The 20,498-nt window shown below is 70.5% G+C and carries 25 protein-coding genes and 1 pseudogene; 14 read left to right on the plus strand and 12 right to left on the minus strand.

What is annotated here, in order from left to right:
- The gene (locus tag QSK35_RS38940; protein WP_285752955.1) at positions 1 to 2,430 is read left to right on the plus strand and encodes a glycohydrolase toxin TNT-related protein; all 2,430 of its coding nucleotides are present in this window, start codon (positions 1 to 3) and stop codon (positions 2,428 to 2,430) included.
- Positions 2,427 to 2,693 carry a hypothetical protein gene (locus QSK35_RS38945; protein ID WP_285752957.1) on the plus strand — a complete coding sequence of 89 codons (267 nt, stop codon included), beginning with the start codon at positions 2,427 to 2,429 and terminating at the stop codon, positions 2,691 to 2,693. The genes QSK35_RS38940 and QSK35_RS38945 overlap by 4 nt, the downstream gene beginning before the upstream one ends.
- Here QSK35_RS38945 and QSK35_RS38950 read toward each other — a convergent pair.
- Positions 2,684 to 2,947 (minus strand): hypothetical protein, encoded by a 264-nt coding sequence (locus tag QSK35_RS38950; protein WP_285752959.1) that lies wholly within the window; start codon positions 2,945 to 2,947, stop codon positions 2,684 to 2,686. The two genes, QSK35_RS38945 and QSK35_RS38950, sit on opposite strands and share 10 nt — an antisense overlap.
- 7 nt (positions 2,948 to 2,954) lie before the next feature.
- The gene (gene hisN / locus QSK35_RS38955; protein WP_285752961.1) at positions 2,955 to 3,734 is read right to left on the minus strand and encodes a histidinol-phosphatase; all 780 of its coding nucleotides are present in this window, start codon (positions 3,732 to 3,734) and stop codon (positions 2,955 to 2,957) included.
- 33 nt (positions 3,735 to 3,767) lie between these two features.
- Here hisN and QSK35_RS38960 point away from each other — a divergent pair, with 33 nt between their 5' ends.
- On the plus strand, positions 3,768 to 4,442 hold the full coding sequence (locus tag QSK35_RS38960) for a response regulator transcription factor (RefSeq protein ID WP_285752963.1): 675 nt from the start codon (positions 3,768 to 3,770) through the stop codon (positions 4,440 to 4,442).
- Positions 4,442 to 5,716: an ATP-binding protein gene (locus tag QSK35_RS38965; protein WP_285752965.1), complete on the plus strand. Its 1,275-nt coding sequence runs from the start codon at positions 4,442 to 4,444 to the stop codon at positions 5,714 to 5,716. The genes QSK35_RS38960 and QSK35_RS38965 overlap by 1 nt, the downstream gene beginning before the upstream one ends.
- A gap of 62 nt (positions 5,717 to 5,778) precedes the next feature.
- Here QSK35_RS38965 and QSK35_RS38970 read toward each other — a convergent pair whose 3' ends face one another.
- Genes QSK35_RS38970 through QSK35_RS38980 form a run of 3 tightly spaced genes read right to left on the minus strand, consistent with a single transcriptional unit; the run spans position 5,779 to position 9,007 of the window.
- On the minus strand, positions 5,779 to 6,318 hold the full coding sequence (locus tag QSK35_RS38970; RefSeq protein WP_285752967.1) for a GtrA family protein: 540 nt from the start codon (positions 6,316 to 6,318) through the stop codon (positions 5,779 to 5,781).
- A complete protein-coding gene (locus QSK35_RS38975) occupies positions 6,248 to 6,847 on the minus strand; it encodes a GtrA family protein (protein ID WP_285753052.1) in 600 nt (199 codons plus the stop codon). The genes QSK35_RS38970 and QSK35_RS38975 overlap by 71 nt, the downstream gene beginning before the upstream one ends.
- A 33-nt stretch (positions 6,848 to 6,880) precedes the next feature.
- A complete protein-coding gene (locus tag QSK35_RS38980) occupies positions 6,881 to 9,007 on the minus strand; it encodes a sigma-70 family RNA polymerase sigma factor (RefSeq protein ID WP_285752969.1) in 2,127 nt (708 codons plus the stop codon).
- 136 nt (positions 9,008 to 9,143) lie between these two features.
- Here QSK35_RS38980 and QSK35_RS38985 point away from each other — a divergent pair, with 136 nt between their 5' ends.
- The 5 genes from QSK35_RS38985 (at position 9,144) to QSK35_RS42900 (ending at position 12,792) form a co-directional block, all read left to right on the plus strand.
- Entirely contained in the window at positions 9,144 to 9,902 is a 759-nt protein-coding gene (locus QSK35_RS38985; protein ID WP_285752971.1) for a GGDEF domain-containing protein, read from the plus strand.
- Between the two features lie 210 nt (positions 9,903 to 10,112).
- A complete protein-coding gene (locus QSK35_RS38990; protein WP_285752973.1) occupies positions 10,113 to 10,499 on the plus strand; it encodes a GntR family transcriptional regulator in 387 nt (128 codons plus the stop codon).
- A gap of 18 nt (positions 10,500 to 10,517) precedes the next feature.
- A complete protein-coding gene (locus QSK35_RS38995) occupies positions 10,518 to 11,315 on the plus strand; it encodes an ATP-binding cassette domain-containing protein (RefSeq protein ID WP_285752974.1) in 798 nt (265 codons plus the stop codon).
- A 5-nt stretch (positions 11,316 to 11,320) separates the two neighbouring features.
- Positions 11,321 to 12,190 (plus strand): ABC-2 membrane transporter-related protein, encoded by an 870-nt coding sequence (locus QSK35_RS39000; protein WP_502881772.1) that lies wholly within the window; start codon positions 11,321 to 11,323, stop codon positions 12,188 to 12,190.
- A complete protein-coding gene (locus QSK35_RS42900) occupies positions 12,187 to 12,792 on the plus strand; it encodes an ABC-2 membrane transporter-related protein (protein ID WP_502881771.1) in 606 nt (201 codons plus the stop codon). Before QSK35_RS39000 ends, QSK35_RS42900 begins: the two co-directional genes overlap by 4 nt.
- Positions 12,793 to 12,889: 97 nt before the next feature.
- Here the strand turns inward: QSK35_RS42900 and QSK35_RS39005 are convergent.
- Positions 12,890 to 13,450, minus strand: a pseudogene (locus QSK35_RS39005) (NAD-dependent epimerase/dehydratase family protein); the annotation flags it as partial.
- A 68-nt stretch (positions 13,451 to 13,518) separates the two neighbouring features.
- Between QSK35_RS39005 and QSK35_RS39010 the strand changes: the two are divergent.
- The 4 genes from QSK35_RS39010 (at position 13,519) to QSK35_RS39025 (ending at position 17,204) form a co-directional block, all read left to right on the plus strand.
- Positions 13,519 to 14,328, plus strand: coding sequence for a helix-turn-helix transcriptional regulator (locus tag QSK35_RS39010; protein ID WP_285752978.1), 810 nt, complete (start codon positions 13,519 to 13,521; stop codon positions 14,326 to 14,328).
- Entirely contained in the window at positions 14,292 to 15,479 is a 1,188-nt protein-coding gene (locus QSK35_RS39015) for a 5-(carboxyamino)imidazole ribonucleotide synthase (protein WP_285752980.1), read from the plus strand. Before QSK35_RS39010 ends, QSK35_RS39015 begins: the two co-directional genes overlap by 37 nt.
- Positions 15,480 to 15,496: 17 nt before the next feature.
- The gene (gene purE, locus QSK35_RS39020) at positions 15,497 to 15,964 is read left to right on the plus strand and encodes a 5-(carboxyamino)imidazole ribonucleotide mutase (RefSeq protein ID WP_352244196.1); all 468 of its coding nucleotides are present in this window, start codon (positions 15,497 to 15,499) and stop codon (positions 15,962 to 15,964) included.
- 76 nt (positions 15,965 to 16,040) lie between these two features.
- A complete protein-coding gene (locus tag QSK35_RS39025) occupies positions 16,041 to 17,204 on the plus strand; it encodes an acyl-CoA dehydrogenase (RefSeq protein WP_285752983.1) in 1,164 nt (387 codons plus the stop codon).
- Here QSK35_RS39025 and QSK35_RS39030 read toward each other — a convergent pair.
- Genes QSK35_RS39030 through QSK35_RS39050 form a run of 5 tightly spaced genes read right to left on the minus strand, consistent with a single transcriptional unit; the run spans position 17,201 to position 19,307 of the window.
- A complete protein-coding gene (locus QSK35_RS39030) occupies positions 17,201 to 17,584 on the minus strand; it encodes a VOC family protein (RefSeq protein WP_285752984.1) in 384 nt (127 codons plus the stop codon). The genes QSK35_RS39025 and QSK35_RS39030 overlap by 4 nt on opposite strands.
- The gene (locus QSK35_RS39035; protein WP_285752985.1) at positions 17,581 to 18,264 is read right to left on the minus strand and encodes an arsenate reductase/protein-tyrosine-phosphatase family protein; all 684 of its coding nucleotides are present in this window, start codon (positions 18,262 to 18,264) and stop codon (positions 17,581 to 17,583) included. Before QSK35_RS39035 ends, QSK35_RS39030 begins: the two co-directional genes overlap by 4 nt.
- Before the next feature lie 37 nt (positions 18,265 to 18,301).
- Positions 18,302 to 18,499 carry a hypothetical protein gene (locus QSK35_RS39040; protein ID WP_285752987.1) on the minus strand — a complete coding sequence of 66 codons (198 nt, stop codon included), beginning with the start codon at positions 18,497 to 18,499 and terminating at the stop codon, positions 18,302 to 18,304.
- Positions 18,500 to 18,520: 21 nt separating this feature from the next.
- On the minus strand, positions 18,521 to 18,985 hold the full coding sequence (locus QSK35_RS39045) for an SRPBCC family protein (protein ID WP_285752989.1): 465 nt from the start codon (positions 18,983 to 18,985) through the stop codon (positions 18,521 to 18,523).
- Positions 18,978 to 19,307, minus strand: coding sequence for an ArsR/SmtB family transcription factor (locus QSK35_RS39050; protein ID WP_285752991.1), 330 nt, complete (start codon positions 19,305 to 19,307; stop codon positions 18,978 to 18,980). Before QSK35_RS39050 ends, QSK35_RS39045 begins: the two co-directional genes overlap by 8 nt.
- Before the next feature lie 86 nt (positions 19,308 to 19,393).
- Here QSK35_RS39050 and QSK35_RS39055 point away from each other — a divergent pair, with 86 nt between their 5' ends.
- The gene (locus QSK35_RS39055; RefSeq protein ID WP_285752992.1) at positions 19,394 to 19,840 is read left to right on the plus strand and encodes a DoxX family protein; all 447 of its coding nucleotides are present in this window, start codon (positions 19,394 to 19,396) and stop codon (positions 19,838 to 19,840) included.
- On the opposite strand, the gene QSK35_RS39060 is transcribed toward QSK35_RS39055, so the two are convergent.
- Complete coding sequence (locus QSK35_RS39060) at positions 19,812 to 20,495, minus strand: TIGR03089 family protein (RefSeq protein ID WP_285752994.1); 684 nt, start codon at positions 20,493 to 20,495, stop codon at positions 19,812 to 19,814. The two genes, QSK35_RS39055 and QSK35_RS39060, sit on opposite strands and share 29 nt — an antisense overlap.
- Positions 20,496 to 20,498 lie beyond the last annotated feature (3 nt).

Below are 20,498 nucleotides of genomic sequence, written 5' to 3' on the forward strand. Positions count from 1 at the left end.
ATGGGGATCGAGCTGCCCGTCGAACTCGCCGACGTCGCCGCGAAGGCTGGAGTCCAGTGGCCGCAGGCCGACGAGGACGCCATGCGCTCCAGCGCCACCGCGTGGCGCGAGGCCGGCGACAAGATCAAGACGTTGGGTACCGACACGGACGGCTCGGCGAGCCGCGCCATGGACTCGCTGACCGGCGCGACCGGTGACGCCGCCCGCAGCCACTGGTCCAAGATCGTCGGACCCGAGGGTTCGTTCAACCAGGCCGCCAAGGGCTGTCACGCCGCCGCCGACCGCCTCGACCACGCCGCCGAACAGGTCGGGCAGGCGAAGGTCGAGATGGTGCGCGAGCTCGTCACCCTCGCCAAGAACCAGGACGCCGCCAACTCGGCCGCCTCCGCCGGGCACCCGACCGCGCTGCTCGGCCTCGACACGGCCGTGCGTGGCACCGCGGCGAACGTCGCGAACCTGAACAACACGCTGTCCAGCGCGATCCGGCTGGACAGCGGCGTCGAGATGGGCCACGCCCAGCCGCCCGTCAACACCAGCCCCGGCGCGCACGGTCCCGGTGGCGGCGGTGGCGGTGGGCTGCTCGGCCCGGTCACCGACGTCGTCGCCCCCGTGGTGGAGACGGTCACCAAGCCGGTCGCGAGCGTGGTGGCTCCCGTTGTGCAGCCCGTCGCGGGTGTGGTGGCGCCGGTCGCGGAGGTTGTCGCACCGGTAGTGCAGCCGGTCGCCGACGCCGTTCCCGGGGCGAAGCCGCTGGTCGACGCGGTGCCCGGCATGTCGGACGACGGCAACGGTCGCGGACCCGACGGCGCCTCCGGTGGTCAGGGCACCCCCGCTCGCAATCAGAGCGGCGGCCTCCTGCCGCAGGTGCTGGACGGCGTGGGCAACGTCGTCGACGGCGTCACCGGTGGCGCGGACGGTTCGCACGGCCGCGGTCCGCGCGACGACGGCGGTGTGCTGCCGCAGGTCGCGGACCGGCTCGGCGATGTCGCCCGCCCGGTGGCCGACGCGGTGCCCGGACGTGGCGACCTGCCGAACCTGTCCGGCACGCTCCCGCCGCACGAGGGCACGACGGCCGCTTCGGCGGCGGCGCTGCTCGACCGTCCGCTGATGGGTGCGGAACACGGTCACGCCGGCCCGCAGGCCCCGGCCGGCCCGCAGGCTCCGGCCGGGCAGGGACCTGTCCAGGGAGCCGCGCAGCAGCTGGGCAACGCCCTGGGCAACGCGCCCGGACTCGGCGGTGGGCCCGCGGCTCCCGCGGGTCCGGTCGGCGGTGCGGCCGCCGCGGCGGCGTCGCAGGTGGGTGGTGTCGTTGGGCAGGCGCAGAACGCTGCGCAGTCCGGGCAGCAGGGGCCCGCGGGCCGTGCCGACGCGGCCAAGGGACAGGTCCAGCAGGGCGTGGCGGGTGCCAAGGGCGATGCCAAGTCCGCCGCACAGGCGGCGGCGCAGGTCGCCGGCGGGCCGGACTCGAAGGGCTTGGCGCCCAAGGCTGCGGCGCAGGCCGGCGCTCAGTTCGTGGGTGGCCAGGTCGGTGGGCAGGACCCGAAGTCCGGTGTCGCACAAGGGATCGGCCAGGACCCGAAGGGCAGCGACCCCAAGGGAGCCGACCCCAAGGCGGATCCGAAGGCAGGCCAGGACCCGCGGCACGCGGCGCAACACGCGGTGGTGGCGCAGGACTTCTCCGGCAGCCTGCCGCTCCAGGGCACACCGATGCCCGGCGAGCACGTGCACCACGAGTCGATCGCGGCGGCCCTGGCGGGCAACCCGGTCCAGCAGGTGCAGACGGCGAGCGCGTACGGCACATGGTTCCTCGCGCTCGTCTACCCGCTGGGCCAGTCGCCGCGCCTGAGCCGCAAGCCCGTCCGGCAGCTGCCGCCCCCGGCCGAAGAGGTGGACTTCGCGGCCGGGCAACGGTTCGAGCCGCAGGATCACCCGCGGTCGGACCTCGTCGACACGTCGTTCGCCGACCGTCCACAACAGACGGACGGGCTGCCGGCCGATCACCCGGACGTCCAGGCGCTGCTGGAGGGCTACGACCCCCTCGGTGGTGCGCACGAGCACGACTGGGAGCGCCGTTTCCTGGTCCGGGAGGAGCCGGTCGAGTACGCGTGGCCGCCCGCCGAGCTGTTCCCCGAGGGCGGCTACGAGGCGGGCCGGCCCGACGTCCTCGACGAGGGCGCGGAGCTCGATCGCTTCGGCTCGGCGGAGGGCCGGGTGCTGTCGCAGACGGGCACGCCGTTCGCACACCGCAGCCTGCCGCCGCACGCGTTGCACGAGGGCTACCACCGCTACCGGGTGCTGCGCGCATTGCCGGTGTGGCGCACGATCAGCGCCCCCTGGTTCGGCCAGCCGGGCGGTGGCGCGCGCTACCGCACCACCTACCCAGTCGCCGACCTGGTCGCGCTCGGCTACCTGATGGAGATCACCTCATGAACCCGGCAGAGCTCACCGGCTGGCTGACCAAGATCGGTGTGCCGGAGAACGTCGTGTCCGTGGGCGCCGAGGCCGACAACAGCTGGTGCGTCCTCGCCGACGACGAGGGTTTCGAGGTGTTCTGGCGCGAGCAGGGCAACCGCTACGACTGGGCGCGCTTCACCAGCGAGCACGTCGCATGCCACTACCTCTTCGGGCGCCTCGCGTGGGCCCAGGTCGCACGCGGCGCGCTCGCGCTGGAGGAGCCCGCGCCTCAGCCCTGAGGCGGGTAGTACTGCTGCTGCTGAGGCGGTTGTCCGTACCCGTACTGCTGCGGCGGCTGGGGATGTCCATACGGCTGCTGGTGCTGCATGTACTGCTGCTGCGCCCAATACTGCTGCTGTCGCAGCGCGTTTTCGCGACTCTTGCGACGCGCCGCGACGATGGCGATCACGACGATCCCCGGAATCAGGAGAAAGCCGATCAGCCTGCCGAGCGCGTAGGCCGGATCGGAACCGGCCGCCAGGATGTGGATCACCTTCGCACTATGGCAGCTTCAGCAGTTCCAGCGCCGCCGAATGGACAAGACCGTTCGAGGTCAAAGCGTTGCCCCGGTCGTAAGCGGCGACACCGGACAGGTCGGTGAACGTGCCGCCCGCCTCGGTGACCAGCACCTGGAACGGCGCCACGTCCCACGGGTTCACGATCGCCTCGGCGGCCAGGTCGATCGCGCCCTCGGCGACCAGGCAGTGCTGGTAGAAGTCGCCGAACGCGCGGTTCTCCCAGCACGCGTCGACGAGCCGCAGGTACGCCTCGCGTGAGTGGTACTCCACCCACGAGCCCAGGTGCGTGGTCGACAGGTAGGCGTCCTCCAGCGAACGCACCCCGGACACCGAGATGCGACGCTCGCCGGACCCGTCCGACATGAAGGCGCCCCCACCCGCCGACGCCCACCACCGCCGGCCCAGCGCGGGAGCGCTCACCACGCCGACCACCGGCGTGCCGTCGACGACGAGCGCGATCAACGTCGCCCAGACGGGAACACCCCGCAGGAAGTTCTTGGTGCCGTCGATCGGGTCGATCACCCACTGACGGGCACCTTCGGTGGCACCTCGTTCCTCACCCACGATGGCGTCGTCCGGACGTTCCGCCGCAAGCAAAGAACGCATGGCGTCCTCGACCGCGACGTCCGCGTCGGTCACCGGCGTGCGGTCCGGCTTGCGGTCGACGACGAGGTCGTGCGCGCGGAAGCGGGTGGACGTGATGGCGTCGGCGACCTCGGCGAGGCGGAGGGCGAGTTCGAGATCAGCACCGTGGGTTGACACGGGCGAGATCGTTGCACGCCTACGCTGAGTGTCGTGAGCGTGGTGTTGCTGGCCGAGGACGACCCGGCGATCGCGGAACCGCTCTCTCGCGCGTTGCAACGCGAGGGCTACGCGGTGCAGGTCGTCGCCGATGGGCCGGGTGCGCTGCAGGTCGCGGTCGCGGGCGGGATCGACCTGCTCGTGCTCGACCTCGGCTTGCCCGGCATGGACGGGCTGGAGGTGTGCCGCCGGCTGCGCGCGGGCGGTCGCGGCATCCCCGTGCTGATGCTGACCGCGCGGGCGGACGAGGTGGACTTCGTCGTCGGCCTCGACGCGGGCGCGGACGACTACGTGGCCAAACCGTTCCGGCTCGCCGAGCTGATGGCCCGCATCCGGGCCCTGCTGCGCCGCCGGGCGCCCGGCACCCTGGAGGTGAACGGCGTGCGGATGGACCTCGCCGCCCGCCGGGTCACCGTCGAAGGCCGTGAGGTGCAGCTCGCCAACAAGGAGTTCGAGCTGCTGCGGGTCCTGATCCAGCGCGCGGGCCAGGTGGTGAACCGCGACGAGATCCTGTCCGAGGTGTGGAACGACCCGGAGATGAAGGGCAGCAAGACGTTGGACATGCACATGTCCTGGCTGCGTCGCAAGCTCGGTGACGGCACCCCGAAGTCCGCGGAACGGCGCATCGCCACCGTCCGCGGCGTCGGCTTCCGCTTCAACTCGGACTGATGCGCCGCAAGATCCTGCGGGCCATCCTGCTCGCCGTCGCCGTCACCGGGTTCGCCCTGGGCATCCCGCTCGGGTACACCGCGCTGCAGCTCGTCGAGGACAGCGCGCGCGGTGACCTGACCAGCCGCGCCCAGCGGATCGCGACGTCGCTGGACGACCAGATCGCGAACGGTCAGCACGTCGACCTCGCCGCGGTGCGGATCGTCGTCCCAGAGGACGGCCGCCTGACCGTGCGCTCGAACGTCGGCACGGAGGTCATCGGCCCGGACCCCGGCGCGGACCCGCTCGTGGTGGACCTGCCGATCGCGCAGCAGGGCAACGTGCGGCTGGAGATCCCGTCCGCCCCGATGCGCACGACCCAGGCGCAGGTCGCGGTCGTGGTGCTCCTGCTGCTCGTGTTGTCCGTCGGCACCGGAACCGTCGTCGCGACCGTGACGGCCCAGAAGCTCTCCCGCCCGTTGCGCGACGTGGCCGCCCGCGCGGCCCGGCTCGGCGCGGGCGACTTCCGCGCGTCCGAGACCAGGCACGGCATCTCCGAGCTGGACCTGGTGCTGGAGGCGCTCGACACGTCCGGGACCGCACTGGCCCGCCTGGTGCAACGCGAACGCGAGCTCGTCGGCGACGTCTCCCACCAGCTGCGTTCGCGTCTCACGGCGTTGCAGCTGCGCCTGGAGGCTCTCGCCGATCACCCGGAACCGGACACCGCCGCCGAGGCCCGTGCCGCGCTGGAACAGGCCGAACGCCTCAACGCCGTGCTGGACGAACTACTGGCCGCGGCTCGGGCGGCTCGTGCCGTCGGCGCGGAACCGGTGGACCTGAGGTCGGCGTTGACCGCGATCGCCGAGGAGTGGCGCGAACAGCTGCGCGGCCAGGGCCGCGGCCTGCGGGTCCGGGTACCGGACGGGCTGTACGTCCGGGCCACGCCCGCGCGTCTGCGCGAGGCCATCGGGGTGCTGCTGGACAACGCCACGCGGCACGGCGAGGGTCAGGTGACCGTGTCCGCGCGCGGCGAGGAGGGCACCGTCGTCGTCGAGGTCAGCGACGCCGGCTCGGGTGTGCCGGACGAGCTGGCCGCGCACATCTTCGAACGCGGTGTCTCCGGCGGTGGGTCCACAGGTGTGGGGCTGGCGCTGGCCCGCGCGCTGGTGGACGCGGACGGCGGGCGGCTGGAGCTGTCCACGGCGCGGCCGGCGACGTTCGCCGTCTTCCTGCCCGTGCCGAAGGCGGAGGACGTGGTGGGCATCCCTTGGCGAGCCCAACCCACGCCCCGTTAGTGCCGTTATGGCCACCATCACGGACCTGAAGTCCGTGATGGTGGCCATAACGGCACACCGGATCAGGAGTGGCCGAGCATCTCCTCGTCCTCGGTGGAACGGCCACGGCGGGGCCGCGCGTCAGCCTCCGGGAACACCCACTTCTTGTAGCCGTACCAGCGGAAGGCCATCGCGACCAGCGTGCCGATGATCTGGGCGCTGGTGAAGTCCGCGATCTCCTGCACCGCGCGCGAGACGAACGGCTCCTCCAGGTCGAACACGTACCGCGAGACCCACAGCGGCATCGAGTTCAGGACGATGCCGATGCCGTTGACGAGAAAGAACAGCGCCGCCTCGTGGTGCCGCTCGCGACCGCCGCGGGTCTTGAACGACCACTCTCGGTTGAGCACGTACGACACGATCGTGGCCACGAGGGTGGCGATGATCTTCGCGGTGACCGGCTTCTCGAGCAGGACCGTCGTCTTCAGCACGACGAAGATCGCCGTGTCGATCACGAAGCAGGTGCCGCCTACCAGCGCGAACTTGACCAGTTCACGATGCTTCAGCGCGATCGACCTGATCGGCTCCGGAAACCGGGAGATCACTGTTTCGCCTAGGGACACCAGCGCAGTCTACGGAGATCGGGTGAATGCGCCGGTCAGGTCGGGCGTCCGCGTGCGGGAACACCCACTTCTTCATCGCCCAGAACTTGAACGCCGTCGCGAGCAGCATGCCGATGATCGAGCCGCTGACGAAGTCGGCGATCTCTTCCATGAAGACGCTGACGTGCGGTGACTGCAGCCCCAGCAGGTGCCTGGAGATCGTCAGCGGCACCAGGTTGATGCCGACGCCGATTCCGCTCACGAGGAAGAACAACGCGGCCTCGTGGTGTCGCTCACGTCCGCCCCGCGTGTGGAACGACCACTCCCGCGAGAGCACGTACGAGGCGATGATCGCGACCAGCACGCCGATCGCCTTCGCGGTGACCACCTTGTCGGTCAGCACGGTGAGCTTCAGCGCGTACCAGACGCCGTTGTCGACGAGGAACGTCGTGCCGCCGACCACGGCGAATCTGATGAGTTCGCGGTGCTTGTTGAGCAGGAACCGGACGGGTTCGGGAAACGCGCTCAGGGCACGGCGAACGACTGGCAGCACCTGGGCAGCTTACGGATCACCGCGGACGGCTTACTGAGGGGGTGGCGAGCACGGCCAGGGCAGCAGGTCAGGGATCAGCGGCGGCCGCCACGGTGGCAACGGCAGGCACGGCGTTGTCGTCGTCGGCTGTGAAGGCGGCGTCGACGGGGGCAGGACGGTCGTCGGCGTCCCCGGCGGGACCACAGGCGGTGCGGGCACGAGCGGGGGCGTCGTCGTCGTGGTCTTGCCGGGCGTCGTGGTCGTCGTGGTGGTCGTCGGCGGCGGTGTGGTGACCGTCGTCGAGGACCGCTGGTCGTCCGGGTCGGGCAGGTCCGGCGGCTCCCACGGGTGCGGCTTGATCGGCACCGTGACGGTCTTGGTCGCGTTGCCGAGCGTCGCGGTCACCGTGATCGTCCCGCCGTGGTGCGGCAGGCCGAACGCCCAGAACGACATCCGGAACCGGTCGCCGGGCTGCAGCTCGGACAGGCACTGGACGGAGTTCTTCCCGACGCGCGAGCACTCGCGGCACGGCGTGAAGATCACGATGTTCTCGGTCGACGTGACGTCGAGCTTCAACGTGCCTGCGCGCGGCCCGATGTTGCGAGCGGTCACGTCGACACGCGGGTCCCAGTGCACCTGGTGCCACGTCGACACGGTCAGCTCGATGTCGTCCTGGATCGGCTTGACCACCACCGGAACGGTGATCTTCACCGAGATCGCCGTGCCCGCGTCGACCGTGCCGGTGATCGTGCCGCCCTGAGCGTCATCGCTCGCGCGCAGCTTGAACACGAACGTCGTCGACCCGCCCGGCGGCAGTTCCGCGGTGTCCTTGCAGGTGACCGTGCCCGTGCCGGCCGGGCAGGTCATCGGCGCGAGCAGGCGCCGGGAGGCGAACGACGAGCCGCCGCCGGTCGACTCCACGCCCTGCGGCAGGACCAGCGTCACCGAGGGCGGCGGCGCGGCCGTCTGGCCGCTGTTGCGGACGGTGATCGGCAGGTCCATCGGCTGGCCGGGGGTCAGCGAGAACCCGCTCGGCACGGTCGGCACGAGCGTCGCCGGCGTCGGCTGGGGCTGGGGGGCCGGCTGCGGAGCCGGAGGGTTCGGCTGAGGCGTGGACGGCGTGGGTGAGGGCGGCGGAGGCGTGGGCGTCTGCGCGGGCGGCGGCTGGACCGGGGTCGGCGGCGGTTGCGTGCTCACGACCGGCGGCGGCGTCTGCGCCTGCACGGGCGGCACGCTCGGCGACGGACCACCCGAGGCCAGCGCGATCGCGACGGCCGCGGCGAGGGCGGCGGTCGACGCGCCGACACTCGCCAGCTGACGCGGCAGGGCGCTGGCCGCACCCGCGGCACCGGCACCGGCCGTGGCGACGCCGGCCACCGTGGTCGCGGTGCCGGCCAGCGCGATGTACCCGGTGGCACCCGCGCCGAGCACCAGGGGAGCGACGAAGGCCCGCAGCGCGCCGTTGACGTCCGCCAGTTCGGCGGCCAGCGCACGGCACTGCCCGCACTCGTCGAGGTGCGCCTCGACCTGCGTGGTCTCGCGTTTCGACAGGCCGCCGCGCGTCCACGCGCCGAGCCGGTCGACGGTCGCGCGGCACCGTTCGGCGGTGACCTCGGTGAGGTGCATCTGCAGGTACTGCTGCCGCAGGCCCTCACGGGCGCGGTAGGCGAGCGCGGACACGCCGTTCGCGGTCAGCCCGAGCAGCGGGGCGACCTCGGCTGGCGACTGCCCCTCGATCTCGGTGTGCCAGAGGACCATCTGCCAGCGTTCCGGCAAACGCGCGAACGCCCGCGCCGCCAGCGAGCGCTCCAGGCCCGCGACGGCCGTGTCGCTGAACTGGACCGGCGGCGCCACGTCCGAGACGTCCTCGGACAGCTCGACCTTCCGGTCGCGGCGGGTCTTGTCGTACGCGGTGTGCCGCAGCGCCGTGAGCAGGTACGCGCGGAACGCCGAGTCCGGGCCGCGCCCGGCCCGCAGCGTGTCCAGCACCTTGGCGAACGCCTCGGAGACCAGGTCATCGGCCTCGGCGGACGACCTGGAGAGCTGCCGGGCGAGGTTGTAAGCAGCGGCGACGTGCCGTTCGTACAACTGGCCGTATGCGTCGATGGTCCCGCCACGGACTGACTCGATCAGCTCCGCGTCGCTCGGGCCTTGTACGTCTGCCGGAACGGTCGCCATGTCCCTCCTCGCCGGGGCCAAGTGTGACGTACTTCGTCGCACACCGTCACGCCGAACCGCCCGGACGGATTGCCGTCATGGACCATGCGCCGTCACGTCTCCTAACTGGAAACCAGCCCGGAAGGAGACGGCTCGGGTGGTAGTTGCACAAGCGGAACGCCTGCTGAAGGCCAGATGGCGAACCGCCACCATGGCCGCTGGCTGGGCTTTTCCCGCCGACTGGCCGCTCGCCGAGGTCGACGAAGTCTGCGCGGCCGTGCTCAACGCGACCGATCCGGGTGACGCCCTCGTGCGCCTCGGCCGGGCCCGCGCCGAGGCCGGCGCCGGGCTCAGCGAGACGCTGCTCGACCTCGCCGCGCTGCACGCCGTGCTGACCGAAGGCTCCGCGATGATCGCGCCGAACGTCGACGCGCTACCCGCGCGAATGCTGCGGATGACCGCGCTCGGCTGGGCGGACGTCGTCAGCAAACAGGCGGGCAACTGTGCCTCCGAGGACCCGCTCACCGGTCTGGCCACACCCGCCTACCTGCGCACGCGGCTCGGCGAGGTGTACCGCGAGACGTCGCTCGACTACATGCTCGTCCTGCTGCGCATCGACGTCACGCAGGCCACCGGCTGGTCCCGCGTCGTCGCGATGACGCTGGTGTCCGACGCGATGCGCACCGTCTTCGACGGCGGCGAGACGCTCGCCTCGATCGGTCCCGGCACCGCGCTGGTGCTCACCCGCCGCGACGAGACCCTGGCCCGCCGCGTCTCCAACCTGCGCGTTCTGGCCGCCGACGCGCTGGCCGTCGACCCGCACGTGCGGCCGGTCGGGCCCGCGAAGGTGTGGCTGGAACGACTGCCCGACACGCACGTCGAGGCCTGCGCGCTCATCACCGCTCTCGGACGCTGAACCCCTGTCCAGGGTCCGAGCTTCCCTGCATCTGCCATGAAGGGTCCCCTCATAGCGCTGACCGCCATGAGGGGACCCTTCATGGCACTTCCCACCCCCACCTGAAAGTCACGCGGGAGCCCCGCGATGCATGACACGCAACGTGGGGCTCCCGCGTGACCGACAAAGTGTTCTATTGTCTTAGTCGACTAGAACAATCTGGGAGCGTGAGTGGTCGAGTTCCGCGTGGACCGCGCCAGCGGCCTGCCCGCCTACCTGCAGCTCGGCCGGCAGGTGCGGGAGGCCGTCCGGCTCGGCCGGTTGCGGCCGGGCGATCGGTTGCCGACCGTCCGGGACGTCGTGGCGACGAGCGGCGTCAACGCGAACACCGTGCTCAAGGCCTACCGCGAGCTCGAACTGGCCGGCCTCGTCGAGGCGCGCCAGGGATCCGGCACCTACGTGAAGGCGACTCTGGGGACCGCCGCCCCCGAGGTGCTCGAGGAGCTGCGCGGGAAGTTCGCCAAGTGGGTCATTGAGGCGAGGGCCGCCGGGTTGGAGGCGGAGGACATCGACGCGCTGGTGCGCGCTGTTCTGAGTGGGGGACCCGATGGGGCGTGAGTGGAACGGAGCGGCGGCGTGACCGTGCGCGTGGAGAACGTGTCGAAATGGGCGCTGCACCACTGCTCGTTCGAGCTGCCCGCGGGCAGCGTGACGGCATTGGTGGGCGCGAACGGCGCCGGCAAGACGACGCTGTTGAACATCCTCGCCGGGCACCTGCCCGCCGACTTCGGGCACGTGGCGGTCGCGGGACGCGTGGCGTTCGTCCCGCAGGACAAGCCGATGTACAAGGGCTTCACGCCGCTGGACGTGCTCAAGTTCGGCGGTCACATGAACAAGGTCTGGGACGAGTACCGCGCGCACAGCTGGCTGCACCGGTACCGCGTGCCGTTGAAGCTGCGCTGCGGCGACCTGTCCGGCGGGCAACGCGCGCACGTCGCGTTCGCGCTGGCGCTGGGGTCCCGGCCGGACGTGCTGCTGCTCGACGAACCGCTGGCCGAGCTGGATCCGCTGGCGCGCCGCAAGGTCGTACGCGATCTGCTCGCCGAGGTCGCGGACACCGGGATGACGTTGCTCTACTCCACGCACGTCGTGGCCGAGCTGGGCGGCGTCGCCGATCGGCTGCTGCTGTTGTCGGATGGGAAGTTGCTCGTCGACGGCGACACCGACGAGCTGCTCGGCGAGCACCTGGAGATCGTCGGGCCGGCCGCGGACGAGCCGCCGGTGGCCGGCGAGGTCGTGCTGGCGCGGCACCAGCAGCGGCAGTCGAGCTTTGTGGTGCGGTGCCCGGAAAGCGCGGTCGTCGAGGAACCGTGGACCGCGCGTCCCGTGACGCTGGAGGAGCTCGTCGTCGCGCACCTGGAGGCGGCTGCGTGAAGGCCATGGTGTGGCTGACCTGGCGGCAGCACCGCTGGGTCCTGTTATCGACCGCGGTGCTGGCGTTGATCGCGTCGTCGTTGCTGGTCGCCGTCGACCTGACCGAGTCGCCCGGACGATCGGTGCCGCTGCCCGCCTTCTACGCGGTGTTGTTGCAGACCGCGTTCGGCGCGGTGATCGGGATGTTCTGGGGTGCGCCGCTGGTGGCGCGGGAGTTCGAGGAACGGACGCACCTCGTGGCGTGGGGGCAGGACGTCACGCCGCAGCGGTGGCTCGCGGGCAAGGTGGGCGTTCTCGCCGTGTTCGCGTTGGTGCTGGCCGTGTTGATGGGGCAGGGCGACGGCTTCCGCGGTTACCAGGACGGCGCGTCGTGGGCGTTGTTCGAGGCGCATCCGTTGGTGCAGGCCGGATACGTGCTGCTCGGCCTGGCGCTCGGTGTGCTCTTCGGACTGCTCGCGCGGCACACGCTGACCGCGATGGCGTTCACGCTGGCCGCCTACGTCGGGGTGCGCATGCTGCTCGCACTCGGCTGGCGCGAGCACTACCTGCCGGCCGAGCGCGCGGTGGCGCCGGTCCGTGAGGCGGCCTCGGTGCCCAAGGGCGCCGAGATCGTCGCGAGCGGGTATCTCGGCGGGGACGGTGAACCCATGGCGGTGCCGGACATCTGTGCCCGGCTGTCGCGGCCCGCGGCCTGCATCGCCGCCAACGGCGGGACCGACAGCTACGTCGACTACCAGCCGGTCGAGCGGGTCTTCGGGTTCCAGGTGACCGAGTTCCTGGTCTGCTTCCTGCTGGCCCTGGGACTGTTCGTCCTTGCGCACGAACGGATCAGGCGTGGCTGGCGGCCGTCGCGAACGCACCGGAGGCTCGCGTGATCTGGCTGACCTGGCGGCAGCACCGTGCCGTGCTGGTGACCACGGCCGTGCTGGCCGCGGTGGCCGTTGTGCCCTGGGCGTCCGGGTGGCTCGACCTGATCCAGGAGGTGATCCGGTGGGCGTTCGCCGGGGTCGTCGCGGTGTTCTGGGGTGCGCCGCTGCTGGCCCGTGAGTTCGAGGAGCGCACGTACTTCCTGGCGTGGGGCCAGGACGTGTCGCCGCTCTCGTGGTTCCTCGGCAAGTCCCTCGTCCTGTGCGGTGCGTTCTCGTTGCTGACGTTGCTGATCGAACCGGGGCAGGTCGGCTACTCGCTGCTCGGCTTCGCAGTCGGTGTCCTCAGTGGACTGATCGTGCGGCGGACCGTCGCCGCGATGGCGGCGACGGCCCTCGTGTTCGTGGCCCTGCGGATCAACCTCGGGCCGGTCGCCAGTGCCGTGCTCGGCGCGGCTTTGTTCGTTGTAACGGTCACAATGCTCCGGCATGTAGCGCGGACCAGGCCGAGGGGAACCGCGGACGGAACCCCAGCTCCCGCTGGATTCGGTTGGTGGACACGATTCCGTGCCACGCGTCGGGTTCGGCTGAGCTGGTTCCGGGATGCCTGACGCCGTTGAGCTGGTGCAGCTCCACCGCGGTCATCGGGCTGTCGTCGGCGGCGTTGTAGATGCCGGGTTTTCCGTCCATGGCAAGGAACAACGCCTGCGCGACGTCGGCGTGGTGGATCATGTGCAGGCGGTGGTCGGCGGGCCAGGTGCTCGCCCAGCGCAGTGACTCGGCGAGGTGCGGATCGCCTTCGCCGTAGACGAAAGACAGCCGGACGATCGTCGCCTCCCTGGTGTCCAGCAGCACCTTTTCGGCCTGTGCCTTGGTTTTCGCGTACTCGCCGCCCCATGCCGGGTCGGTGCTGGTCGGGTCGTCTTCGGTGGCGGGCCTGCCGAGTCCCGACGGGTAGACGAGGTTCGTGCTCACGTAGACGAACTTGGCATTGGTGGCCTCGGCCAGCTTTCTCGTGCCATTGACGTTGACGTCCTCGAAGTTGGTGTCCGTGCGCAGCGCGGCGGCCACGTGCAGCACGACGTCCGCTCCGTCGACCAGTTCCTTGATGGCGCGCTCGTCGTTGATGTCGCCGACGATCGTGGTGGCGCCCTGGACGCGTTCGGGGTTCGCGCGGACGAGCGCGGTCACCTCGTCGCCGCGGGCGAGCAGCCGGGGGAGCAGCCTGCTGCCCACACGTCCCGTCGCTCCGGTCAATGCGATTCTCATACCTTCGAGGCTGCTCGCGTGGTGATCGAACAACCAGGGACGGTCAGTCCCCGGCTACGCTCGAGGGCGTGGATCGGCAGGAGATGGCGAGCTTCCTGCGCAGTCGCCGCGAGCGGCTGACGCCGGACCGGCCGTCGGCTCGCACGCCCGGCCTGCGGCGCGAGGAGGTCGCGGATCTGGCGGGCATTTCCACGGACTACTACACGCGCCTCGAACAGGCGCGTGGACCGCATCCTTCGGTGCCGGTGCTGACCGGACTCGCCCGCGCCCTGCGGCTCTCCGGGGACGAGCGCGACCACCTGTTCCGGCTGGCCGACGCACCCGTGCCGGTGCCGTCGGCGTCTGATCGGGTGCGTCCGAGCGTGCGGTTGCTGCTCGACCGGCTGAGCGACGACCTGGCGATGGTGATCACCGACACCGGCGACGTGCTGGCGTGGACCTCGCTCGCCGAGCTGGTGTTTCCCGAGATCGTGGGCGGCAACCTGTTCCGGCTGTTCTTCCGGTCCGGTGCGCCGAGCCGGATTCCCCCGGAAGATCGCGAGGACGTCGCACGGGCACACGTCGCCGACCTGCGCGCCACGCTCGCGCGGCGGCCGTCGGTGCGGGGGTTCGTCGACGAACTGCTGGAGAGCCCGGAGTTCGCCCGGTTGTGGGCCGCGCAGGACGTGGCCGTGCGGCGGTCCGACCGCAAGCGGATCCGGCATCCCGTGGGGCTGCTGGAGTTCGACTGCGAGGTGCTGCTGTCGCCCGAGCACGACCAGCGGCTCGTCCTGCACACCCCGGCCACCACCCGGACCGCGGCTCGGCTCGCTGAACTATCCGCAGGTAAAGTACGTTCCCCGTGGACTCCCGAACCCGTCTTCCCGTCGTCGGCATGATCGGCGGCGGCCAGCTCGCGCGTATGACGCACCAGGCCGCCATCCCGCTCGGCCAGTCGTTGCGCGTGCTCGCCGTGTCCGATTCGGACCCCGCGGCGCTGGTGGCGCGTGATGTCGTGCTCGGTACGCACACGGACCTGGACGCGTTGCGCGCGTTCGCGAAGGGCTGCGAGGTCGTCACGTTCGACCACGAGCACGTGCCCGGCGAACACCTGCGCACGCTGCAGGCCGAGGGCGTGAAGGTCTTCCCCGGTCCGGACGCGTTGCTGTACGCGCAGGACAAGTGGGAGATGCGGGAGAAGCTGTCCTCCCTGGGCCTGCCGGTGCCTCCGTACGCGGCCGTGTCGTCGGTGTCGGACGTGCTCAAGTTCGGTGCGGCCGAGGGCTGGCCGTGCGTGCTGAAGGCGGTGCGCGGCGGGTACGACGGCCGGGGCGTGTGGATGCTGAACACGCCGTCGAGCGCCGAACGCGTGGTGCCGGAGCTGCTGGCCGCGGGGACGCCGCTGATGGTCGAGCAGTGCGTGCCGATGCGCCGTGAGCTGTCCGCGCTGGTCGCGCGCTCGCCGTTCGGGCAGGGCGCGGCGTGGCCGGTGGTCGAGACCGTGCAGTCCGAGGGGATCTGCGTCGAGGTGCTGGCGCCCGCGCCTGACTTGGACGGTTCCGCCGCGCAGGACCTCGCGCTGCGGGTCGCGGACGCGCTGGGCGTGGTGGGCCTGCTGGCCGTGGAGCTGTTCGAGACCCCTTCGGGCGTGGTCGTGAACGAGCTCGCGATGCGCCCGCACAACTCGGGCCACTGGACGATCGAGGGCGCGCGGACGTCGCAGTTCGAGCAGCACCTGCGGGCCGTGCTGGACTACCCGCTGGGCGCGACAGACCTGTTGGCGCCGGCCGTGGTGATGGCGAACGTGCTGGGCGCCGTCGACGTGCCCACGATGGGCCCCGACGAGCGGCTGCACCACCTGTTCGCGCGGTTCCCGGACGCGCACGTGCACCTCTACGGCAAGGCCGAGCGGCCGGGCCGCAAGATCGGCCACGTGACGTTCCTGGGTTCGTCGATGCCTTCCGTGCGCGAGCGCGCCCGGTTGGCGGCGCACTGGCTTTCCGCGGGCGTGTGGCTCGACGGTTTCGATATTCATGGAGGCACGGAGTGACCGACGTCGGCGTGATCATGGGCAGCGATTCGGACTGGCCGGTGATGAAGGCCGCCACCGAGGCGCTGGCCGAGTTCGACGTGTCCTTCGAGGTCAGCGTCGTGTCCGCGCACCGCACCCCGCAGCGCATGCTCGACTACGCGGCTTCCGCCGCTTCTCGCGGTCTTCGCGTGATCATCGCTGGGGCCGGCGGTGCAGCACACCTACCCGGCATGGTGGCCTCCGCGACGGTCCTGCCGGTCATCGGCGTGCCCGTGCCGTTGAAGTACCTCGACGGCATGGACTCGCTCCTGTCGATCGTCCAGATGCCGGCCGGTGTGCCGGTCGCCACTGTGTCCGTAGCCGGCGCGCGCAACGCGGGTCTCCTCGCGGTCCGCATCTTGGCCGCTTCCTCCCCTGACCTGCAGGAACGCATGGCCGCGTTCCAGCGTTCGCTGGAGGAGCTGGTGCTGGAGAAGGACGCCGCGCTGCAGAAGTCGCTGTAGTGCTGTAAGGCACAAAGCCTCTCGCGTGAACGTTCGCTAACATTCCTCTCAGATCCGCCTACTGGGAGGTAACAAGGTGAACCCGAGCTTCGGCACCTACCAGCTCGCCGAGGAGCACGAGGCGCTGCGCGAGGCCGTCCGCTCGCTCGCCGAGAAGGAGATCAAGCCCTTCGCCGCGGACGTGGACGACCAGGAGCGCTTCCCCTCCGAGGCGCACAACGCGCTGGTCAAGTCGGGTTTCGCCGCTGTCCACGTGCCCGAGGCCTACGACGGCCAGGGCGCCGACTCGGTCGCCACGTGCATCGTCATCGAGGAAGTGGCCCGCGTCTGCGCCTCTTCGTCGCTGATCCCGGCCGTGAACAAGCTGGGCACCATGCCGATCCTCCTGTCGGCCTCGGAGTCGCTGAAGCAGCAGGTCCTGCCCACGATCGCCTCCGGCGAGGCCATGGCCTCCTACGCCCTGTCCGAGCGCGAGGCGGGCTCGGACACGGCGTCCATGCGCACGCGGGCCGTTCTGGACGGTGACCACTGGGTGCTCAACGGCACCAAGTGCTGGATCACCAACGCCGGCGAGTCCACCTGGTACACCGTCATGGCGGTGACGGACCCCAACGCCGAGAAGAAGTCCGCCGGCATCTCGGCGTTCGTCGTCCACCGCGACGACCCCGGCTTCTCGGTCGGCCCGAAGGAGCGCAAGCTCGGCATCAAGGGCTCGCCCACGCGTGAGATCTACTTCGAGAACTGCACCATTCCTCTTGATCGGATCATCGGCGAGCCCGGCACCGGCCTGAAGACCGCTCTGAAGACGTTGGACCACACCCGCCCGACCATCGGCGCCCAGGCCGTCGGCATCGCCCAGGGTGCGCTCGAGGCCGCGATCGACTACGTCAAGGACCGCAAGCAGTTCGGCCGTTCCATCGCGGACTTCCAGGGCGTGCAGTTCATGCTCGCCGACATGGCCATGAAGATCGAGGCCGCGCGGCACATGGTGTACGCCGCCGCCGCGAAGGCCGAGCGCGGTGAGCCCAACATCGGGTTCATCACCGCTGCCGCCAAGTGCTTCGCGTCCGATGTGGCCATGGAGGTCACCACCGAGGCCGTGCAGCTCTTCGGTGGGGCCGGGTACACGCGGGACTTCCCGGTGGAGCGGATGATGCGCGACGCCAAGATCACGCAGATCTACGAGGGCACCAACCAGGTGCAGCGGGTCGTCATGTCCCGCGCCCTGCTCAAGGGCTAGATCGTTTCTCTGGCCGGCTCGAACAGTTCGACGAGGTTCCCGGCGGGGTCGGCGATCAGGACCTGCCGCCCGCCGGGCCCGCTGACCACCTCACTGCGGAACGTCAGCCCGGCCCCGCGCAGCCGTTCAACCTCGGCGTCGAGGTCGTCGACCTCCAGGTGAATCCGGTTGCGCCCGGCCTTGTCCGCCTCCGCGGGAGTGGCGCGGGCGCCGGAACTTGCCGGGCCGGACAGCAGCAGCCGCAACGGGCCGCGGACGACGTCGGCGAACGCCGGCGCGGGGTGGCTGCGCACGGTGAAGCCGAGGTGGGTCGTGTAGAAGTCGACGGCCGCCTGCACGTCGTCGACGATGTACCGGACGCTTGCGAGTTCTTCGGTCATGGTCGTACCTCTGTCAGTACGGGTATCAGGTACCGGACGCGGGTGTCGATCTCCGCGATGACGCGGTCCACGGTGGCCTGGTCCGGTTCGGGAATGCTCCAGTGGATCACCGGCCGGTCGCGCAGCACTTCCCGCACCTTGTCGCACAAGGTGATCACGTGGTCGAACCGGTCGATGTCTTCGAGTGGCCGCGGCCGTCGGTCGGCGATGTCGATGCCGTAGTGCTCGCGCAGTGCTTTTGCCGCGTGCGGATCGATCTGTGGTTTGGGGTTGCTGCCCGCGCTCGTCACCTCGACCTGGCCACCGGTGTGGTGGCGCAGCAGCGCCTCGGCGACGGGTGACCTGGCGCTGTTTCCGGTGCACGCGAACAGCACGCGCCCGGTCACCGGGGTTGGCGTCGGCGGTCGGAGTGCCGGGTGGAGCGCGGCTCCCGTTTCCGCCAGCGCACCGGCGCAACGGTCGAGATCCAGGTGGTAGTAGGTGTCACGGCCGTCGAAGCTGCTGCGCCGGGCGGCTACCAGTCCGCCGTCGCGCAGCAGCCGCAGGTGGTACGAGATCAGGTTCTGTGGCTCACCGACCAGGTCCGTCAGTTCACGGACCCGGTAGTCGCTCGCGGCCAGTTCGGTCAGCAGCCGCCATCGCAGCGGGTGCGCGGCCAGCCGCAGGAAGGCGGGAACCACGCACCCGAATATACATCAACCCAGTTTGATGGACCGGTCAGGAAGGTGGCGGGAGACGGATGAAGGCCGTGGGGGGTTCGTCGGGCGGCAGGCCGCGAGTGATCCGGATGTAGACCTCGCCGCACGAGCTGTCGACGGCCCACAGGTCCCACTGGTCGAGCTCCAACTCGGCGTAGCGGTGCAACAGCCGGTTGAGCTCGTTCATCTCTTCGTCGGACATCCGCTCTCGGCCCATGAAGCGAGCGTAGGGGTGATCTCACGCCAGGGACGGCAGCAGCTTGGCCAGCCGGTCGAACGACGTGCCGGCGCCGTCGGCCATCCCCGTGGCGACGACGGCGTCCCGGACCTCCTGCGACACCAGCCGCATGGTCTGCGTCATGGTCGTCACCCCGTCGACCTCGGAGAACGTCGTGGTCACGACCGCGGGCGGGTTGTCCTCGAAGTGCTCGGTGTGCACGATCCGCGTGGGCGGCTCGAGCGACTCGTACGAGCCGTGCATCTCGAACGAGTGCGACCCGTCCTCAGCGCGCCAGCCGTAACGCCACTTGCCGCCGACCCGCAGGTCGATCTCGCAGATCGGCATCGTCCAGCCGTCGGGGCCGAGCAGCCAGCGGGAAACGAGGGAAGGCTCGGTAAAGGCGCGCCATACCAGTGAAACCGGCGCGTCGAAGGCTCGGGTCATGGTGATCTCGCACGGGGACGGCAGCGTTACCTCAGTCATCGGTCTGCTCCTTCAGCTCTTCCAGCAGTGCGTCGAGACGCGTGTACGACGCGTCCCAGAAGTGGCGGAAGTTGTCCGCCCACGCGGAGACCTCCTGCAACGGCCCCGCCGACAGCAGGCAGGGGCGCCACTGCGCCTCCCGTCCGCGCGTGATGAGGCCCGCTCGCTCCAGCACCCGCAGGTGCTTCGAGATGGCCGGACCGCTCATCTCGAACGGCTCCGAGAGCTCCTTCACCGTCGCCGAACCCTCGGCCAGTCGCGCGAGGATCGCGCGCCGGGTCGGGTCGGCGAGTGCCGCGAAGATCAAGCTCAACGAGTCCATGACGCCTAACCAATCAGTTAATTAACCATAAGGTTAAACACGACGGGCAGGAAGTCAACAGCGGGCCAGTAGTTGAAACCTGTACAATGAAGTTCAAATTCGAACAACAGTCGGGGAGCAAGAAAGTGCTGAAGGACGTGACCGCGCTCGTCGCGCGGATCGGGGTTGGGGTCGTCTTCCTGGCGCACGGCTGGCAGAAGTTCACCGAGTGGGGGCTCGACGGGACCGCCGCGGCCTTCGGGAAGATGGGGGTTCCGCTGCCGACGGTTTCCGCGTGGTTCGCGGCGACTGTGGAAGTAGCAGGCGGGCTCGCTCTGATCGCCGGCGTCGCGTTGCCGGTTGCCGGCATCCTGCTTGCGGTGGACATGGCCGGCGCACTCGTCATTGTGCACCTGCCCAACGGGCTGCTCGGCCAGGGCGGCTACGAGCTGGTGCTCGTGCTGGGCGTCGCGGCGCTCGCGCTCGGGTTCAACGGCGGGAGCTTCGCGCTCGACCGCCTGCTGTTCAAGAAGAAGACTCCAGTGAACGCGTGATCTTCTCGCTGTCCCGGCGCGCGGCCAACCGGTCCGCGTCGGGATTGCTCACGTGTACCAGCGAACCGCCGGCGGCGAGCACTGCCAAGAACGCGGACGGCCACGAAGACTCCACAGTGGACATGACTCGCGAAGAGGAATCGATGCCCCATGAGGAAGCCAAAGAGCGAGCCTCGGCAACGACAGACTCCACAGTGGACCCGTCCAGCGCCAGGGTGTCCGGAGAAACCGGCGACCACGGCGTGAAGTCGTCCCCGTGCAGCCGCACGTCGTCGTTGTAGTCGACGGCGGCGCCGGAGCCCAAACCCATGGGGTGCAACGAAGCCACGGCGACCACATCCGCGGAGGCCGTACCGCCGGGCGGCACGATGGCCACCGAGGCCGAACCTGAAGTCACCACGTGCGCCCCGCACCACCAGGCACCCAGGAGCACACCTGCGGTCTGCCAGTGCGCGGGCAGCAGCACGGCCACCGGGTCACCCGGCTCGATGTCGTGCTCGTCGCGCAACCAGTTGGCCGTCTTGGCCGCCCAGTTCGCCAGAGTGGCCCGCGACAGCTCGACCCGCGTGCCGAGCGCATCGTCGTAGTGCGTGATCAACGGACGACCGGGATCCGCCTTCAGCAGCGGTCCGAACAGGATCTCGGTCACGCTCACGCG

The sequence above is a fragment of the Lentzea sp. NBRC 105346 genome (assembly GCF_030269605.1).
Classification (GTDB): domain Bacteria; phylum Actinomycetota; class Actinomycetes; order Mycobacteriales; family Pseudonocardiaceae; genus Lentzea.